This window comes from Gordonia sp. 34D (genome assembly GCF_056682775.1).
On record NZ_CM155293.1, the window covers coordinates 2,892,506 to 2,909,825 of the forward strand.

Genomic DNA, 17,320 nt, shown 5'->3' on the forward strand with positions numbered 1-17,320 from the left:
GGTTCCTCACTTGCTCGAGTCTCGGTTTCTTGCATCTGTGCTCTTTGCCTCTGCGCTCTTTACCTCTGCGCACTTTGCCTCTGCGGCGATCACCGCAGCCGCAGTCAGCGCGCCAACAAGCGCGCCACCGGCCACATCGGAAGGGTAATGGACACCTAGAACAAGACGCGAAAGCAGCATGGGCGGGACGATGGCCGCCGGCACCAAAATTTGCGCGCCCGGTTTGCCGGTCGCCCGGCCCAAAAGGATAGCGGCCGCGGTTGTCGACGTTGCGTGGCTTGACGGGAAGCTGAGCTTGCTCGGGGTCCCCACACCGATGCGGATGTCGGGGTGGTTCGGCCGCTTGCGTCGGACCACTCGCTTAATGACCACCGACGCCGCGTGAGCGACAAAGGCACCCGCGCCTGCCTCGATGTACCGGCGACGAGCGACGGTATCGCCACGGCGGTGCGCTGAGTAGGCACCGGCACCGGCGAGCGCCAGCCAGCCGAGGGAATGCTCGCCGAAGTGCGACAGTCCGCGCGCGGCAGGAAGCACCCCCGGTCGATCGGCGATCGCGTCCTGGATGCCGACGAGCATCGCGGCCTCACCGGTGGCGGGGCCCTGGTTAAGCGATGCTGTTTCCTTAGATACCGAAGACACGTGCCCAACTTTCCTTGCTGACGAGGTCGTCGTGTGCGGCACGGTATTCGACACGTTTGGCATCGAACTCGTCGCGCAGTTGCTTCACCAGAGCCGCCGACTCCTTACCGAGGGCGATCATCTTGTCGCGGTCGCGCTGGCGGTACACCACGCCACGGCCGTCCGCGGTGGTGACGGTGACACCGTCGACGCGACCGAGCGAGAACCAGCGGGCCTCGATTGGCGGGTAGTTGGCCTGCGGAACACTGTGGTGTCGCGGGTCGGCCGGGCGTGCGTTATTGACGACCGCGGCGGCCAGGGCCTTCACCTTGGCGATCGGTCCCTTGGGCTCGTTCGCGCCGAGCGCGGTGGCCTCACCGGTGGCGGTCGGCAATTCGGTTGCCGATGGCAAAACCACGGCGTCCGGGTAGCCCTTGCGGATGGCCGCGACCTTCCCGAGCGCGGTCGGCAGAATCTCCCGAATGTGGTCGGGGCCGGCGAGGAAGTCGCGGATCGCCTCATTCTGGATGGCGACCGTCGAGTACTCCAGGCACAGCAGGTGCTTGGCCGTGGCCTTCGCCATCGACTTCAAAATTCCGTCGATGGCGCCGTCGGTGTACATCGACGCCACCACCAGGCGGTTCCGGAGGTGGAAGTACGCCTGCCAGTCGATGGCGTCGTCCTTATCGCTCCAGGCCATATGCCAGATCGCGATGCCGGGAACGGTGACCGTCGGATAGCCCGCACGCTCGGCACGGAGGGCGAATTCCCAGTCATCCCACTTAATGAACAGCGGGAGCGGCAGTCCGATGGTTTCGGCGACCTCGCGCGGGAACATGCACATCCACCAGCCGTTGCCTTCAACGTCGATGCGGCGGTGCAGGTTCTTCGAGTTGTCGCGGTCGCTCAGCGGATACTTGGAGAAGTCGTGATCGTATTCGACGAACGGGGCAGCCGTCCACATGAACTTGCCCCAGTCGATGACCTCGCCCATGGAATGCAAGTGGCTGCGGTCCTGCAGGTTCAACATCTGGCCGCCGACGAGCATCGGCGACTTCGCGAACCTCGACATGGCCAGCGCTCGCAGGATCGAGTCGGGCTCGATCATGATGTCGTCGTCCATGTACAGGATGTACGGGCTGTCGGTCAGGCGCAGCGCCTCGTACAGGATGCGGGCGTAGCCGCCCGAACCGCCAAGGTTGCCCTGGTCGAAGATGTGCAGGCGGTCACCGAGGCCCGCTGCCGCTTCCGCGTAGCCGGGTTCGTCGACCACGTTCTTGGTGCCTTGGTCGGGCATCAGGACGGCGTCGATAACGGCGTCGACCATCGGGTCCGAGGTCAATGCGGCCAAAGCGGCAACGGCGTCGCCCGGGCGGTTGAACGTCGGGATGCCGACGGTGACGCGATTGTCGTTGTCGGTCGGCGCCTCAATCGGCGCATACCAGCCAGCGGACACCACTTCGGCGTCGGAGGCGGTCGTGATGTCGAACCAAATCCAGCCGCCGTCCTCGAATGGGCCGAGATCGGTTTGGAACTCGAAGACGCCGACACCGTCGTCGGTCGAGGACACGAGGTCGCCGCCGATGGCGATGCGCGCACCGTCGATCTTGGAGCGGTACAGGTCAACGCGGGCGGTGCCCTTGACCTCCACGTGCAAGATCACCGAATCCAGGACGGTCCAGTGGCGCCAGTACGACGCCGCGAACGCGTTGAAGTAAGTCGCGAAGCTGACCTCGGAATCGGCGGCCAGGCGAACGCTCGTCCGATTCGGGGCGTGCGCGCGGGAGCTGTTGCTCGCCGACTCCTCCAGGTACAACGACCGCACGTCGAGGGGCTCGCCCTGGCGCGGAAAGATCACTCGCTGCAGCAGGCTCACGGCTTGCGTTGGCGTGTCCGGCATTCAGTTCTCCTCTTCGGCCAGCGGCGCACCGTCGCGCAGGTGCGGGGCCAGGGTGTTGTCGAACATGGTCAGCGCACTCGCGATCGCCATGTGCATGTCCAAGTACTGGTAGGTGCCGAGGCGACCGCCGAACAACACCTTCGATGCGGCGACCTCGGCCTTCGCCAACTCGCGGTAGGCGGCCAGCATCTCGCGGTCGTCGGGGGTGTTGATCGGGTAGTACGGCTCGTCTTCGTCCTTGGCGAACCGACCAAATTCCCGCATGATGACCGTTTTGTCGGACGGGTAGTTCTTGCGTTCCGGGTGGAAGTGGCGGAACTCGTGGATGCGGGTGAACGGAACGTCGGCGTCGTTGTAGTTCATCACCGGGGTGCCCTGGAAGTCGCCGGTCGGCAGCACTTCGAGCTCAAAGTCGAGGGTGCGCCAGCCGAGGCGGCCAGCCGAGTAATCGAAGTAACGGTCGAGCGGACCGGTGTAAACGATCGGCGCGTCGGGGCTCGCGGCGACAATCTCGTCGCGGACGTCGAACCAGTCGGTCGACAGTCGTACCTCGATGCGGTCGTCGGCGGCCATGTTCTCCAGCCACGCGGTGTAGCCGTCGACGGGCAGACCTTCGTATGTGTCGCTGAAGTACCGGTTGTCGAAGTTGTACCGGACCGGCAGTCGCGTGATGTTGCCCGCGGGCAGGTTCTTGGGATCGGTCTCCCACTGCTTTGCGGTGTAGTGCTTGATGAACGCCTCGTAGAGGGGGCGGCCGATCAGGCTGATGGCCTTTTCTTCAAAGTTCGCGGCCGAACCGGTCTCCACCTCGGACGCCTGCTCGGCGATCAATGCGCGCGCTTCGTCGGGCGTGAAGTAGCGGCCGAAGAACTGGGACACCAAGCCGAGGCCCATCGGGAATTGGTAGGCCTGGCCGTCGTGCATGGCGAAAACGCGGTGCTGGTAGCCGGTGAACGAGGTGAAGTTGTTGACGTACTCCCACACGCGCTCGTTGGAGGTGTGGAACAGGTGGGCACCGTACTTGTGGACTTCAATTCCGGTCTCGGGCTCGGCCTCCGAGTAGGCGTTTCCACCGATGTGATCGCGCCGTTCGACGACGAGCACACGCTTACCGAGCTGCGTTGCCGCCCGTTCAGCGACGGTCAGGCCGTAGAAGCCTGAACCGACCACGATTAAGTCATACGTGTTGTTGTCCGTCACGGCTGTTCAGCCTATCGGACCCAACCTGATAGTTTCCGCAGCGCGTGGCCGTTGGGTCCAGCGTCACCCCTTGTTGCCCGCCCCTTGTGCGTTCCCGCATGATGCGTCGATTCCCGCTCCACGTCAGACGTGGAGCGGGAACGAACGCATCATGCGGGAACAGGTGAACGGGCTAGCGCAGGCCGTCGGCGGTCGGGAAGCCGAGCTTGGCTAGGCCGCCGGCATTCAGGAAGTCGGTCAGCGCCTGCCCCATCAGGGCGTGGGCACCGGTGGTCGGGCTGAAGTACAGCATGCCGTTCTGCAGCACCTGAACCAGACCGGGCATGCCCTTGCCGTCCGTCAGCATCTGCGGACTGGCGACGGTGCCCGTCGAGCCCTGCGAGTTGTCACTCTTTTCGAGCGCCACTTGCTTGGCGGCCAACGCCGGCATTCCCTGCTTCAGCAGCTGTTCCACCAGCGGCTGAGCCTGCGCGAGTAAGCCCGCCGCATCCGGGAGGGCAATCACCGGCAGGCCGGGAACCAACTGGCTGAGCATCGTGTTGAGCGGGCTCAGGTCGAGGAAGTCGCCGCCAGACGGGGCGTCCGGACCGATCTGCGGTTTGACGATCTTGGGCATCGTCTTCTGGCCCTTCACGGCAAACCAGTCCGACTTCAGCTGCAGTTTGGTGCGGGCTTGGTCGCCGGTCGCTTCGACGGTGCCACCGGTTCCGACGACGCGCACCTTCACCACGCGGCCGCTGCCTTCACCGAGACCATTGGCCTCGATCACCTCAAAGCTCTTCAGCGCTCCGACGCCGAACGCGGAAGCGATGCTCGACGCGCTGACGGTCGCGGTCCAATTGTGGGTCGGCGAAATGGAGTCACCGGCGTCGCGGACGGCCGGGAACAACCCACCTGCGGTGTAACCGCCGGTCGACGCCGAGAACTCAGTCAAAGCGGGCTTGCCGCCCAAGGTGCGGATCTGCCCTGCCGTCGCATCTGCGGCCCGGTTGGTGCGTGGGTCTTCGCCCGACGCGCCGTGGTACATCTGCGACTGCTGCGTGTTGTCCATCTTGCGGCCGTTTGCCAGGCCCGCGACCACGTACGACCGTGCCGCCACAGCCTGCGCCTTCAGCGCCTCAAAACCACCCGAATCCGCCCACGACGGCATGGATTCCTTGGGGATGACGCCCTTGACGTAGTCGTCGACGTGCAGTTTGTTGATGACGCCATCAGGTCCCACGCCGATGGAACCGCGGTACTGATCGTTGCCGCCGCAGAACGTCAGAAGTTCTTCGGCTGGCCGATTGGTGCCCGGATTGATCGGGTCAACCATCGAGGCCTGCACCGTCTTGACGACCGCGCCACCGCAACCGCTCGTGATGGTGGCCGTGGTCCCGGACAGGCTAACCGCCTGTCCGGGAGCGACCTTCTCCGGGCCTACGCGCATTCCGGCAGTCGCATGAACACTGACCGACGACTTCTCGCTAAGCGAGACCGTAACGTCGGGAGTGCCCACCTTCCCCGCAACTGTATTGCCGTAATAGTGCTTCAGGATCCGGTCGGCGGACCATCCCTGCTTTGCGTAGCCGTAAGCACCCCACTGGCCTAGGCCACGGCCATGTCCGTGCCCATGCCCGTCCAGGACGATCGGCGAACTCGCGGCCAACGCAACATCGTCGGACGAGAACACACCGGTGCCGCCTGCAATGAGTCCACCCGCTAAGAGCGCAGGTGCCAGCCCCAGTGCGGCGAAGGTAACGGTTCGCTTCTTGGCTCGGCTCGGTCGAACATTCGGCACTGCATACCCCTTTGGGCAAAGACCAGGGTCAGGACAACGCATGACCCCTGTGGCCTGTGTGACTAGTGGGACTTCTGTGACAGTAGTGACTCAATGGCAGGCACGACAAGTCAACACGGTCACAACACAGTCACACCGTTAGAACCAGCGTTCGAGTACCTTGGCGACGCCATCGTCGAGATTGGTGCCTGTCACCTCGTTGGCAGCGGCAATAGCTGCGGGATCGCTGTGCCCCATCGCGACCCCACGCGTCGCCCAGCGGAGCATTTCGACGTCATTGGGCATGTCTCCGAAGGCAATCGTCGAGACCGAATCGACATCAGTGTGCTCCGCAAGCCACGACAGCCCCGACGCTTTATGCGTTCCGGGTAACGAGAACTCGACGAGCCCGGTATCGATGGAGAAGGTGATCTCCGCCAAGTCGCCCACCCGCGAGGCAACGGCCTCGGCCATGGCGCGCGACGACATCTCGGGCACGCGCGCGAGCAGTTTCACCGCGGGCATCTCCGTGACTTCATCCTGACCGACGTACACGTGGTCGGGATTAAGCCAGGCGTGCTGGTAGCCGGGCGTCGCCACAAAGGGCGGTGTCGCCGCGTCGAAGGCCGAATCTCCGATCCGTTCGGCAGCAAGACCGCAGCCGGGTAACGCTTCGGCACAGATCGCCGCGATCTCGGCGAGGGCGTCCGGGGCCAGCGCCGATACGTGCAGCACCCGATCGGTGAGAACGTCGTAGACGATGGCACCGTTGGCACAGACCGCGTACCGAATGGCCGCAGGTGATTGCGCCAATTGGTCGGTGATTTCTGGAACCCACCTCGGAGGTCGACCGGTCGCGAGGACCAGCTCTACGCCTTGCTCGCGCGCCCGCTCGAGGACCTCCCTCGTGCGACGGGTGATCTGGTTGTCGTCGTCGATCAACGTGCCGTCGACGTCGGAAGCGATCAATGTTGGAGCATTCAATGGCGGGGCGAGAGCTTCGTCGCTCATCGGCACCTACTTCCTACTTCTCTGGCCGTCCATGCTGGTCGGATGGGTCGTGCTGGTCGGGTGGGCCGTGTTTTTCGGCCCGCTTACGTGCTTTTTCCGCGGCTTCGGCCTCTTCAATCACGAGCGCCTCCTCCGGCGTCGGGGCACTGCCGCCGAGCCGGGCTGGCAGCCAGTCCGCCCCCTCTGGGGCATCGGGGTAGCGCTCTTGGACGCGGTGCAATAACGCGGTCATCACCTCGCGCAGCCGTCGGGTGCCGTCGTCGGCGTCGTCGGGTCCGAAGTGCATGGGCTCGCCAAATTCGATATCGATCGGGATCCGCGCGCGTCCGAGCTGTCGCTTGGCCCCCTTGGTCCATTGGCGTTGCGCGCCCCAGACGATCACCGGGATGATTGGGACCCCCGCCTCAATGGCCATCCGAACCGCGCCAGGTTTGAATTCTTTGAGTTCAAAGCTGCGGCTGATGGTCGATTCCGGGTAGACGACAATCAATTCGCCAGCTTGAAGGGCATTGACCGCCGCGTGGTACGCGGTGCCGCCCGCCGACCGATCCACCGGAACGGCTTTGGCGTGCTTCACCAGGAACCGCATGATGGCGAAGTCCATGATCTCGGATTTCACCATGTAGCGGCCGCGACGATGCTTGCGCGCGAGCCCCAATCCCGAGGGCATGAAGTCGGTGTAGCTGGTGTGGTTAATCACCACCACGCCGCCACCCGACCGCGGAATGTTGTCGAGCCCGAAGTAGCGGCGTCGCACCCCCTGCACCGCCAGGATTGACCCGGCGATGGTTTCGAGGACGCGATACACCGGTTCCATGGTCAGTCCGTGACCTCGGGACTCTCGCGTGCGGCCCGCTTCGCGGCTTTTGCTTCTGCGTCGGCGGCGTCGAGCGCATTCGCTTCTTCCAGCGTCGGTGCCCCTCCCCCGCGGGCTGCAGGTACCCAGAATTCGCCGGCCGGGTAGTCGCCGTAGGCGTCCTGAAGTTCGGTCAGCTTGGTGCGCATTGAGTCGTAGAGTTGCGCGGTGAGCTGCTCCGGAGTTCCCTCGGGCTTCAGCGGTTCGGCCACTCCGACCATGATCTTGAAGCCGTTGCGGCCCATGTTGCGCGGATGTCCCTTGGTCCAAATCCGCTGTGCACCCCAAATAATGGTCGGGATGATCGGCGCATCGGCTTCCAGCGCCATCCGCGCGGCACCGGACTTTAGGGCTTTGATTTCGAAGCTGCGGCTGATGGTGGCTTCCGGGTACACGCCGACGAGTTCGCCGCGCTTCAGGTAGTCGACGGCGTCGCGATAGCTCTGTGCACCATCGGCCCGGTCGACGGGAATGTGCTTGAGCGAACGCATGATTGGGCCGCCGAGAGCATTGTCGAAGACTTCCTTCTTCGCCATGAAGCGCACGTACCGCCTCGGCTTGTGCAGGTAGGCCGGGATGCCCGCGAAGGTGAAGTCGAGGTAGCCGGTGTGGTTAATGGCCACCACGCCTGGGCCAGACGTCGGCATGTGCTCCACGCCGGAGATGTCGAACTTGAGGCCCTGGGCTAACCAGAGCGTACGGGCAGCGGACACGACTCCGGCGTACACGGGTTCCATATCCGAAAGCTTAGTCATTGCGTCTGACACGCGAACCTGTCCGACCGCCGTCCCTGCTTTCTAGGGACGGCCAACCCCGCCTAGGCCAGCGACCGACTGATCACCAGTCGTTGGATCTGGTTGGTGCCCTCGAAGATCTGGGTGATCTTCGCTTCGCGCATAAGTCGTTCCACCGGGAAGTCACGGGTGTAGCCGTTGCCACCAAACACTTGGACGGCGTCGGTGGTCACCTTCATGGCGGCGTCGGTCGCGATCAGCTTGGAGACGGAGGCATTGCGCGAGTACGACAGTCCGGCGTCACGTCGTCGTGCCGCATCGAGGTAGGTGGCGCGGGCGGAGTCGACGGCCGCGGCCATATCGGCGAGTAGGAAGCCGAGGCCCTGGTGGTCGATGATTTTGCGGCCGAAGGTTTCCCGTTCTTTGGCGTAGGCCACGGCGTTGTCGAGCGCGGCCTGCGCGATCCCGGTGGCGACTGCCGCGATGCCGAGTCGACCCGAGTCGAGGGCGCTGAAGGCAATCTGCAGGCCCTGGCCTTCGGTGCCGATTCGACGGTCCGCTTCCACGAAGGCCCCGTCGTAGCGAGCCGCTGTGGTTGGGACTGCCGCCAAGCCCATCTTTTCTTCGGGCCGACCGAAGCTGAGGCCTTCGGTGCCGTCGGGCACGAGGAAGCAGGAGATCCCCTTGGATCCATCACCCGTGCGGGCAAAGAGGTTGTAGAAGTCAGCGATGCCGCCGTGCGTAATCCACGCTTTCTCACCGGTGATTGCGTATCCGCCGTCTACCGCGTTGGCTCGACAGTTCAAGGCCGCCGCGTCCGAACCGGCTTGCGGCTCGGACAGACTGTAGGCACCGATGGTGCTGCCGCCGAGCATCTCGGGTAGCCAACGTTGCTTCTGCTCCTGGGTTCCGAACGCGAATAGCGGGTGGCACGCCAGGCTGTGGACGCTGACAGCAACCCCGACTGCCGCCCATCGCGACGCGATTTCTTCCAGAACCTGCAGGTAAACCTCGTACGGCTGGCCGCCGCCGCCCCATTCCTCGGGGTACGGAAGGCTGAGCAAACCCGCCTCGCCGAGTTGGGCAAAGACGCCGTCCGGGTACTTCTCTGCCTTCTCGTACTCGTCGACGATCGGAGCCAGGACCTTGTCGGCGATGTCACGGGTCAGGTCGATGAGGTCGTGGGCTTCCTGGGTGGGGAGCAAACGGTTGACGGGCACGGAAACCTCCGGGGAACAGTACTGGAATCCCTCTCACAGTACTGCCAGGCGATCAGTACTACAAGAGCGGCAGCAGTACTATGACGGAGTTATGGCCCCCGAAGTGCGCCCGACAGGTATCCCCGACCCCGCGACCGTCTCCGACTTTGCGACGCAGCGACGGTCGGACCTGTTCGACGACCTACTCGCCCTGTTTCTGACCGAGGGTTTCGCCCACTTCACCCTCGACGCCCTCGTCGCCCGACTGCACTGTTCCAAGTCGACGCTCTACACCTTGGCTCCCAGCAAGGGCGAGCTGGTGCGAGCGGCGACGGTCCGCTTCTTCCGTCAATCCACTGACGCCGTCGAGCACGCCGTGGCCCAGACGCCGTCGCCAGCAGCCAAGATCACCGCGTATCTGTCCGCGGTCGGTGATGCGCTCGCCGAAGCTTCACCCCGGTTCTTGACAGACCTGGCCGCGTTTGCCCCGGCCCGTGAGGTGTACGAGCAAAACACGGCGATCGCCGCGCAGCGAGTCAAAGAACTCATCGACGACGGCGTCGAAGCTGGCGCGTTCCGCGATGTGCACGCCACCTTCGCCGCCGACCTGGCGGCGACCACCATGGTCCGAATTCAGCAGGGACAGGTCCGGGCGGCCACCGGACTCGACGATGCCGCCGCATACCGCGAACTCGCCGCCATCCTGACCACCGGCATCCTCACCGCAGGGATCACCGCCTAGGCGCGGCTTTGGTCCGCGGGAGCGATACCCTTGAGGCGACAGCTCATCGCTATCGGAAGGTCAGTACCCGTGCAGATCACCAGCGTCGGCCACGCCGGATTCCACATTCAGACCGCGGCCGGATCCATCCTCTGCGATCCCTGGGTCAATCCCGCCTATTTCGCCTCGTGGGTCCCGTTCCCGGACAACTCCGAGTTGGATTGGAAAGCGCTGGGCAACTGCGATTACCTGTACGTTTCGCACCTGCACCGCGACCACTACGACGAGCAGCACCTCATCGACTACGTCAACAAAGACGCCACCGTCCTGCTCCCCGACTACCCGGTGCCGGACCTGCGCGGCGACCTGGAACGGATCGGCTTCACCAAGTTCGTCGAAACTGTCGATTCTCAGAAGCACACCGTGTCGGGCCCCAAGGGCGACCTCGACATCATGATCATCGCGATGCGCGCTCCCGCCGACGGCCCCATTGGCGACTCGGGACTCATCGTCGACGACGGCGAGACAGTTTGCTTCAACATGAACGACTGCCGTCCGATCGATTTGGATGTCGTAGCCGAGGAATTCGGTCGGGTCGACGTGCACCTGCTTCAGTACTCGGGCGCCATTTGGTACCCCATGGTCTACGACATTCCCCGTAAGTCGAAGGCCAACTTCGCGATCCAGAAGCGCCAGCGGGGAATGGACCGGGCACGGTCGTTCATCGAGCAGATCGGCGCGACCTGGGTGGTCCCGTCCGCTGGCCCGCCGATGTTCTTGGACGATGAGCTGTACGGTCTCAACGATTTCAACACCGGCAGCGACGCCGACAAAGCGAGCATCTTCCCCGACCAGGCGGAGTTCCTGGAGCAGATGCGCGAGCACGGCACCGACGACGGCGAACGCCACCGCGGATTGATGATGGTGTCGGGGTCGGTCGCCGATTTCGCCGGAGCCGAACTGCGCGAGATTGAGCACCCGTACCCGCCGGAGAACGTATTTGGCGAGAACAAGAAGGCCTACCTGGATTCGATGAAGGAGAAGTTCGCTCCCATCATCGCCGCACAGAAGGCCACGTGGGCCTCCGCGGACGGCCCCTCACTGTTGGAGCCGCTTCGCGAGAAGTTCGAGCCAATCATGAAGCAATCCGACCTGATTTGCGACGGTATCGGCTACCCGGTGGGCCTCGTGATCGGCGACGACACCTACGTCCTCGATTTCCCGGCTCGCACGGTCCGAATGGCGCAGGACGGCGACGGCAAGTACCGCTATGGCTTCCGGATTGCCCCGGAGATCGTGCGGACGGTCTTGCGCGACGACGAACCCGACTGGGTCAACACCATCTTCCTGTCGACCCGATTCACCACGTGGCGCATTGGCGGCTACAACGAGTACCTGTACACGTTCTTCAAGTGCCTTACCGACGAGCGGATCGCCTACGCCGACGGCTGGTTCGCCGAGGCGCACGACGATACTGCGACCATCGAGCTGGACGGCTGGGAGATTCAGCGCCGCTGCCCCCACCTGAAGGCCGACTTGAGTAAGTTCGGCGTCATCGAGGGCGAAAAGCTGACGTGCAACTTGCACGGATGGCAGTGGGATCTGTCGACCGGACGGTGCCTGACGTCGAAGGGCCACGAACTGCGAGCCGAGCGTGCCCAGCAGTAGTTCCGCCTCCACTGATACCGGAACGCACGCCACCGGGGAGCAAACCGCCGGGGAGCAACCCGCTGGCGAACGCTCGTATGCGGGCCGCAGCCTCGCCGACCGCAAGATCGAGCGTCGTGGACGCTTTCGCGAAGCCGGTTTGGAACTGTTTGGCACTCTCGGCTTTTCGCAGGTAACAGTTTCGGCGATCTGCACCGAGGCGGGCCTGTCCCGCCGTCAGTTTTATGAGGAGTACACGGGTCGGGAGTCCCTCCTGGCCGAGATCTACGATTCGATCCAGTTGCAGACGCGCGACGCCGTTATCGCGGCGGTCACGTCATCGGTCACCGATGCGGAGTTCGATATCGCGACGGTAGCTCGGGCTGCGGTGACGGCCTATATCGACACCATCACGACTGATCCCCGAAACATTCGATGCTCGTTCATTGAAGTCGGCGGGGTTTCCGATGAGGTCGAGCACCACCGTCTCGCCGGTCGTGAGACATGGGCCGGATTTATCGCTGACACGATTTCGTCGGTGCCAGGAACGACGGCTCGAAAGATCGACTACGAGGCCACTGCCTACATTGGCGCGCTGACCTCGGTGGTTCATCGTTGGGGAACCTCAGATCCGCGGCCAGATCGCTCAGAAGTCGTCGATTTGCTGACCGGCATGCTGGTTCATCTCGCCCTCGACTGAGCTGAGACTGCACTCATGAGCGTTGACGTGCTAGATTTTTTGTTAGGTCTGAGACGCAGCAGTCTCACACCGCACGCTCGATCCGGGTGGAATCGGGGCTCTTGGGAGGGAGCTACTCGGGTCGCCTTAAGCGCGGCGCAGATTTGAGGATCTACATCCCCCCTCAAACCTGCGCCGCGCTTTCCCCTTTCCGGAGTTCTGCACCGCTCCGCGTTGGTTGCTGGGAGTGCGCTAGGTATCTACACCCAGCCGAGCCATCCGGTTTCCGCGAGGACCGCATAGCCGACGAACGCGACGGCGTCGATGAGTCCATGAGCGATCACGAGCGGCCACAGCCGGTTGGTCGCTTGGTACCAGCGGCCGTACACCAGCCCCATGATCACGTTGCCGATGCCGGCACCAACCCCTTGGTAGAGGTGATAGCTCCCGCGTAGTAACGCCGACGATGCGAGTGCGCCGTTTGCGCCAACGCCGAGCTGCCGGAGCCTGGTCATGAAATACCCGACGACCACCACTTCTTCGGCGAAACCATTGGCGAAGGATTTCACCGTCAGGAGCGGAATGCGCCACCAGAGGTCGTCGGTCGGCGCGACGACGAGGTTCGCGTTCCACCCCATCACCTGCGCCAGGGCCACCAACGCCAAGCCCGGGAGGCCGATCACCGCCGCCAAGATCGCCGCGGGCGGCACGTCGCCCCAACCGGGGCGCCCCAAACCGACGCGCTTAGTTCCAATTCCACTGCGCCACAACAGGTATGCACCCAATGCGCCGATGGCGACCAGCCTCACGACCGACATAATCTGGCGAATCATGTCGAGGATTTGGAGCGAGGACTGTTTAGGGTTGAGGGCCACGGTAGCGTCGGAAAGGCCCGTCGTCAGTTCGTGTTCAATCAACCGCAGCACGGCATCGAGACCTAGGAACCCGAAGGTCAGCACCCCCACGATGACGAGTTCGACCACGATCGCCCGACGCTCGCGCGGGTCGTCGACCCGGTCAACGGGACCGGGCGGTGGATGCAATAGCGCGCGCCAGCCCCGAAGAATCCGCGACTGTCGAATCCCCGACTGTTGAACCCCCCGCTTCCCGGCCACCGCACCACCGTAGTACGCGGTGTTCGCGCCTAGCAGTCGTGCCCGAACGCGGCGTCCAATGCCAAAGCGCCGAACGCCGCCGACAGATCGGCGATGCGCGAGACGGGCCGGGCAAATGCGATCCGCACATCCTCTTGTCCCCCGCCTTGCTCAACGCGGAGGGTGATTCCGAATCGGTCGAGGCGCAGCGGCCGGGCACGACCCTCGCGGAGATGGGCGGGCAGGCGAAAGGTCAAGTGGTCGAGGAGGTCACCGTGGTGCGATTCCAGATGGACCAGCCAGTCTTGTTCGTACTCCCAGAAGGGGTCGGGCTTAGCCGAGGCAATTGCTTCGACGTCGACGCTGCCGGCACCGCCCATGGTGGCGAGGACGGCAGAGTTCACTGCCAATCGCATTAACGACAGGCCACGCCCAATATCTAGCAGTTGCTCATTCGGGTGCTCGCCAGCGATCTCGGCTGCCAGTTCGCGTTCGAGTTGGTCGGGAACCGGGTGCAAGGTTCCCGAGAGCCACACAAGGGCCCGGACTCGCTCGCGCATATCGACCGGTGCCATGTCGACCACTTCCACCATCGCAGTAATCCCGTCCGCGAGTCCGTCGGCGAGACTCAGAGCCGTCGACGAACTCGGGACCAGGAGAAATGCGTCCCCTTCGAACAGATGGACCATGGTGACGGTGTCGCTTACAGTGCCGCCGAAGTCGGACTCGCGCGACCCACCCGCCGATAGTGTCCCGGCCTGGGCGCGGCGGCACGCCGTTTGGATCAGTTCGGCATCGTATGGCGCGACGATCGTGTTCACGGCAACCTCCAACGGTGATAGCAACTCAAATTAGTACACCCTAACTTAGCCGAACCTAACTTAAGCGCCGGAGAGTTTTCCTGTCAACGTTCCTTCGTAAGGAATCGAGGTAAATGACGTGGCCGGAGACTCTCGACTAGGGTGGTGACGTGCCCGTCTACGCTTACTTCGGTCCCGCCGGCACGTTCACCGAGATGGCGCTCGACGCGCTACTTCAGCGCCGCGGCGAGGAGACCACCGCGACCAAACTCGCCGTGAGCAGTCCGCTGGCCGTTATCGACTCTGTCCGCAACGGCGACGCCGACTTCGGTTGCGTGCCCATCGAAAGCTCTCTGGAAGGCGCAGTCCCGGCCACCATGGACGCCTTGCCCCCAAAGGCTGGCCAAAGCCGCGTACAGGCATATGCCGAGGTGGCACTCGACATCGCGTTCACGATTGCCGCCGCAACCCCGCTCGCACCCGAACAAGTACGGACGATCGCCGCGTACCCGGTGGCCGCGGGCCAGGTCCGACGCAGCATCGAAAAGCTGTACCCCAACGCCACGTTTGTCGTTGCCACCTCGAATTCCGGTGCTGCGCAAGATGTTTCCAAGGGACTGGCAGACGCAGCCGTAACCACCGCGGTGGCCGCACGCATGTACGGACTCGTCGCGATCGCCGACGGGATCGCCGACTCCGACGACGCCGTCACCCGGTTCCTGCTCCTCGGCCTCCCCGGTGAACCCTCAGTTCCGACCGGCGCAGACCGCACGTCCGTCATCCTCGATCTGCGAAACCAGCCCGGCAGCCTGGTCTCGGCGATGAATGAATTCGCTATGCGCGGGATCGACCTGACCCGCATCGAGTCGCGGCCACGCGCCGCCGATTCGTCCGGATCTGCTGGCGCCCAGTACCGCTTCTATCTCGACGCACGAGGCCACATCCGCGATGCCGCCGTCGGCGAGGCCCTGCGCGCCTTGTACCGAATGGCCGAGCGCGTGGTGTTTCTGGGATCCTGGGCGGTGGACCCCCACCTCCCGGTCCCCTCGGCTTCGCTTCCGCCCGACCACGCCGAATCATGCGAATGGTTTGATCAACTTCTTCAGGGAGGGAGCTAGCCGATGGCCCGCCTACATCTAGTTCGGCACGGCGAGACGACATCCAACGTTCTCCGCAAGCTCGACACCGCGCTCCCCGGCGCCTCCCTCACCGATTTCGGTGCCCGGCAGGGCGTCCGTTTTGGGCTCGAACATCCACTCACCTCCGATGCAGTCCTGGTTAATTCCGTGGCAAACCGCGCAAGGCAAACCGCAGACCTGATTGGTTCGGCGTGGGAATCATCGACAGACACCGTCGAAGGTGTTCACGAAATCCAGGTGGGCGACCTCGAAGGTCGAAGCGACAGGGAAGCCCACGACCAGTTCCACGAGGTCGTGACACGCTGGCACAACGGCGATCTCGATGCCCGGATCCCTGGCGGCGAGTCCCTCGAGATGCTCCACAACCGCTATCTGCCGGTGATCGACGAGCTGGCCACTAAGTACTTGATCGGGGAAAACCAGCAAGACGTCTACCTCGTATCCCACGGCGCAGCGATCCGGCTGATTGCGGCGCACTTGGCGAAAATCGATCCCGAATTCGCCATGAAGAACTACTTGCCCAACACCGGGTCAGTGGAGTTGGAACTCCGCGACGACGGCCTTTGGGTGGCGCACCTGTGGGGCGATTCGGTTCTCCCCCTCGACGGTGAGAACATCACCGACCCGATGGGTTAGCGAGCGCGCTTATGCCTCGGGCGCGGTGATGTGTTCAACCCCGACGAACCGCGCCAGTTCCGGCGGCAACTTGACTGAGCCGTCGGGCTGCTGGTGGTTCTCCAAGATGGCCACGAGCCAGCGGGTCGTCGCCAGGGTGCCATTCAGGGTGGCTGCGGTCTGCGGCTTACCGTTCTCGTCGCGGTAACGGACCTGCAGACGACGGGCCTGGAAAGTGGTGCAGTTCGAGGTTGACGTCAGTTCGCGGTAGGTGTTCTGGGTGGGAACCCAGGCTTCGCAGTCGAATTTGCGGGCCGCCGAGCTCCCGAGGTCGCCGCCCGCCACGTCGATGACGCGGTAGGGAACGTCAATGGCCGCGAGCATGTCCTTCTCCCAGCCGAGGATGCGCTGGTGTTCCACCTCGGCGTCTTCGGGCTTGCAGTAGATGAAGCCCTCCACCTTGTCGAACTGGTGAACACGGATGATGCCTCGCGTGTCTTTGCCATACGACCCGGCTTCGCGGCGGAAGCAAGTGGACCAGCCAGCGTACCGTTTGGGGCCTTTGTCAAGGTCGAGAATCTCGTCCTTGTGGTAGCCGGCGAGGGGCACCTCCGAAGTACCGACGAGATACATGTCGTCGTCATCGAGGTGGTAAATCTCATCGCTGTGTGCGCCGAGGAAGCCGGTGCCCGCCATAATCTCGGGTTTAACCAGGACGGGCGGAATCATCAGGGTGAATCCATTGGCGGTGGCCTTGGCCGCCGCCATGTTGAGCAGGCCGAGCTGCAGCATCGCGCCGAGACCGGTCAAGAAGTAGAAGCGCGACCCCGACACCTTGACGCCACGCGCCATGTCGATGATGCCCAGGCTCTCACCGAGTTCCAGGTGGTCCTTGGGGTTCTCGATCTGGCGCGGTTCCCCGACGTGCTCAAGGACGATGTAGTCGTCTTCGCCGCCCGCGGGTGCGCCGGTGACAATGTTCGAGATGGCCCGGTGGGCGATCCCGGCTGTTTCGTCGGCGGCGTTTTGCGCGGCGACGGCCGCTTTGACTTTCTCGGCCAGTTCTTTGCCGCGCGCAAGTAGTTCGGCCTTCTCGTCGCCGGAAGCCTTGCCGACGAGTTTGCCGAGCGTCTTCTGCTCAGCGCGCAAAGTATCCGCTTCGACGATGGACGCACGGCGCGTCGCATCCGCCTCAAGCAGTTGGTCGACGAGAGTGGGATCCTCGCCGCGGACACGCTGGGAAGTGCGAACAAGGTCGGGGTGCTCGCGCACAATCTTCATGTCGATCACATCTTGAAGCGTACTAGGAACACACTTTTGCGGGCGACCAGGCATGATGGATTGC

At 63.9% G+C, this 17,320-nt stretch carries 16 protein-coding genes; 5 read left to right on the forward strand and 11 right to left on the reverse strand.

Annotation, left to right across the window (positions count from 1 at the left end):
- Positions 1 to 6: 6 nt before the first annotated feature.
- From AC1L34_RS13465 to AC1L34_RS13500, 8 genes are all read right to left on the reverse strand, one after another.
- On the reverse strand, positions 7 to 579 hold the full coding sequence (locus AC1L34_RS13465; RefSeq protein ID WP_424321957.1) for a phosphatase PAP2 family protein: 573 nt from the start codon (positions 577 to 579) through the stop codon (positions 7 to 9).
- A 46-nt stretch (positions 580 to 625) separates the two neighbouring features.
- Positions 626 to 2,521 (reverse strand): glycosyltransferase, encoded by a 1,896-nt coding sequence (locus AC1L34_RS13470; protein WP_424321945.1) that lies wholly within the window; start codon positions 2,519 to 2,521, stop codon positions 626 to 628.
- Positions 2,522 to 3,721 carry a UDP-galactopyranose mutase gene (glf, locus tag AC1L34_RS13475; RefSeq protein WP_424321946.1) on the reverse strand — a complete coding sequence of 400 codons (1,200 nt, stop codon included), beginning with the start codon at positions 3,719 to 3,721 and terminating at the stop codon, positions 2,522 to 2,524.
- Positions 3,722 to 3,893: 172 nt separating this feature from the next.
- A complete protein-coding gene (locus tag AC1L34_RS13480; protein ID WP_424321947.1) occupies positions 3,894 to 5,501 on the reverse strand; it encodes a SpoIID/LytB domain-containing protein in 1,608 nt (535 codons plus the stop codon).
- Between the two features lie 138 nt (positions 5,502 to 5,639).
- Positions 5,640 to 6,491 (reverse strand): HAD family hydrolase, encoded by an 852-nt coding sequence (locus tag AC1L34_RS13485; protein WP_424297023.1) that lies wholly within the window; start codon positions 6,489 to 6,491, stop codon positions 5,640 to 5,642.
- 13 nt (positions 6,492 to 6,504) lie between these two features.
- Positions 6,505 to 7,308: a lysophospholipid acyltransferase family protein gene (locus AC1L34_RS13490; protein WP_424321948.1), complete on the reverse strand. Its 804-nt coding sequence runs from the start codon at positions 7,306 to 7,308 to the stop codon at positions 6,505 to 6,507.
- Between the two features lie 2 nt (positions 7,309 to 7,310).
- Complete coding sequence (locus AC1L34_RS13495) at positions 7,311 to 8,084, reverse strand: lysophospholipid acyltransferase family protein (RefSeq protein WP_424297024.1); 774 nt, start codon at positions 8,082 to 8,084, stop codon at positions 7,311 to 7,313.
- A gap of 80 nt (positions 8,085 to 8,164) precedes the next feature.
- Positions 8,165 to 9,301, reverse strand: coding sequence for an acyl-CoA dehydrogenase family protein (locus AC1L34_RS13500; protein WP_424321949.1), 1,137 nt, complete (start codon positions 9,299 to 9,301; stop codon positions 8,165 to 8,167).
- Between the two features lie 91 nt (positions 9,302 to 9,392).
- Between AC1L34_RS13500 and AC1L34_RS13505 the strand changes: the two genes are divergently transcribed.
- The 3 genes from AC1L34_RS13505 (at position 9,393) to AC1L34_RS13515 (ending at position 12,348) form a co-directional block, all read left to right on the forward strand.
- Complete coding sequence (locus tag AC1L34_RS13505; protein ID WP_424297018.1) at positions 9,393 to 10,022, forward strand: TetR/AcrR family transcriptional regulator; 630 nt, start codon at positions 9,393 to 9,395, stop codon at positions 10,020 to 10,022.
- 69 nt (positions 10,023 to 10,091) lie between these two features.
- A complete protein-coding gene (locus AC1L34_RS13510) occupies positions 10,092 to 11,669 on the forward strand; it encodes a Rieske 2Fe-2S domain-containing protein (protein WP_424297016.1) in 1,578 nt (525 codons plus the stop codon).
- Positions 11,656 to 12,348, forward strand: a complete 693-nt coding sequence (locus AC1L34_RS13515) for a TetR/AcrR family transcriptional regulator (RefSeq protein ID WP_424297014.1) — start codon at positions 11,656 to 11,658, stop codon at positions 12,346 to 12,348. Before AC1L34_RS13510 ends, AC1L34_RS13515 begins: the two co-directional genes overlap by 14 nt.
- A gap of 239 nt (positions 12,349 to 12,587) precedes the next feature.
- Here AC1L34_RS13515 and AC1L34_RS13520 read toward each other — a convergent pair whose 3' ends face one another.
- On the reverse strand, positions 12,588 to 13,394 hold the full coding sequence (locus AC1L34_RS13520; protein ID WP_424321958.1) for a CPBP family intramembrane glutamic endopeptidase: 807 nt from the start codon (positions 13,392 to 13,394) through the stop codon (positions 12,588 to 12,590).
- 77 nt (positions 13,395 to 13,471) lie between these two features.
- The gene (locus AC1L34_RS13525) at positions 13,472 to 14,242 is read right to left on the reverse strand and encodes a DUF2470 domain-containing protein (protein ID WP_424297010.1); all 771 of its coding nucleotides are present in this window, start codon (positions 14,240 to 14,242) and stop codon (positions 13,472 to 13,474) included.
- Between the two features lie 194 nt (positions 14,243 to 14,436).
- Between AC1L34_RS13525 and pheA the strand changes: the two genes are divergently transcribed.
- Together pheA and AC1L34_RS13535 are read left to right on the forward strand one after the other, a co-directional pair.
- Positions 14,437 to 15,339 carry a prephenate dehydratase gene (gene pheA / locus AC1L34_RS13530; protein ID WP_480035334.1) on the forward strand — a complete coding sequence of 301 codons (903 nt, stop codon included), beginning with the start codon at positions 14,437 to 14,439 and terminating at the stop codon, positions 15,337 to 15,339.
- Positions 15,340 to 15,342: 3 nt separating this feature from the next.
- A complete protein-coding gene (locus AC1L34_RS13535) occupies positions 15,343 to 15,996 on the forward strand; it encodes a histidine phosphatase family protein (protein WP_424297007.1) in 654 nt (217 codons plus the stop codon).
- Positions 15,997 to 16,005: 9 nt separating this feature from the next.
- Here the strand turns inward: AC1L34_RS13535 and serS are convergent, their stop codons facing one another.
- The gene (serS, locus tag AC1L34_RS13540) at positions 16,006 to 17,265 is read right to left on the reverse strand and encodes a serine--tRNA ligase (protein ID WP_424297006.1); all 1,260 of its coding nucleotides are present in this window, start codon (positions 17,263 to 17,265) and stop codon (positions 16,006 to 16,008) included.
- Positions 17,266 to 17,320 lie beyond the last annotated feature (55 nt).

Excerpts from the sequence above, each read along its gene's own strand:
- AC1L34_RS13465 (WP_424321957.1), bottom strand. The coding sequence starts at position 579 with ATGCTCGTCGGCATCCAGGACGCGATCGCCGATCGACCGGGGGTGCTT.
- AC1L34_RS13470 (WP_424321945.1), bottom strand. The coding sequence starts at position 2,521 with ATGCCGGACACGCCAACGCAAGCCGTGAGCCTGCTGCAGCGAGTGATC.
- AC1L34_RS13485 (WP_424297023.1), bottom strand. The coding sequence starts at position 6,491 with ATGAGCGACGAAGCTCTCGCCCCGCCATTGAATGCTCCAACATTGATC.
- AC1L34_RS13490 (WP_424321948.1), bottom strand. The coding sequence starts at position 7,308 with ATGGAACCGGTGTATCGCGTCCTCGAAACCATCGCCGGGTCAATCCTG.
- AC1L34_RS13495 (WP_424297024.1), bottom strand. The coding sequence starts at position 8,084 with ATGGAACCCGTGTACGCCGGAGTCGTGTCCGCTGCCCGTACGCTCTGG.
- AC1L34_RS13505 (WP_424297018.1), top strand. The coding sequence starts at position 9,393 with ATGGCCCCCGAAGTGCGCCCGACAGGTATCCCCGACCCCGCGACCGTC.
- pheA (WP_480035334.1), top strand. The coding sequence starts at position 14,437 with ATGGCGCTCGACGCGCTACTTCAGCGCCGCGGCGAGGAGACCACCGCG.
- AC1L34_RS13535 (WP_424297007.1), top strand. The coding sequence starts at position 15,343 with ATGGCCCGCCTACATCTAGTTCGGCACGGCGAGACGACATCCAACGTT.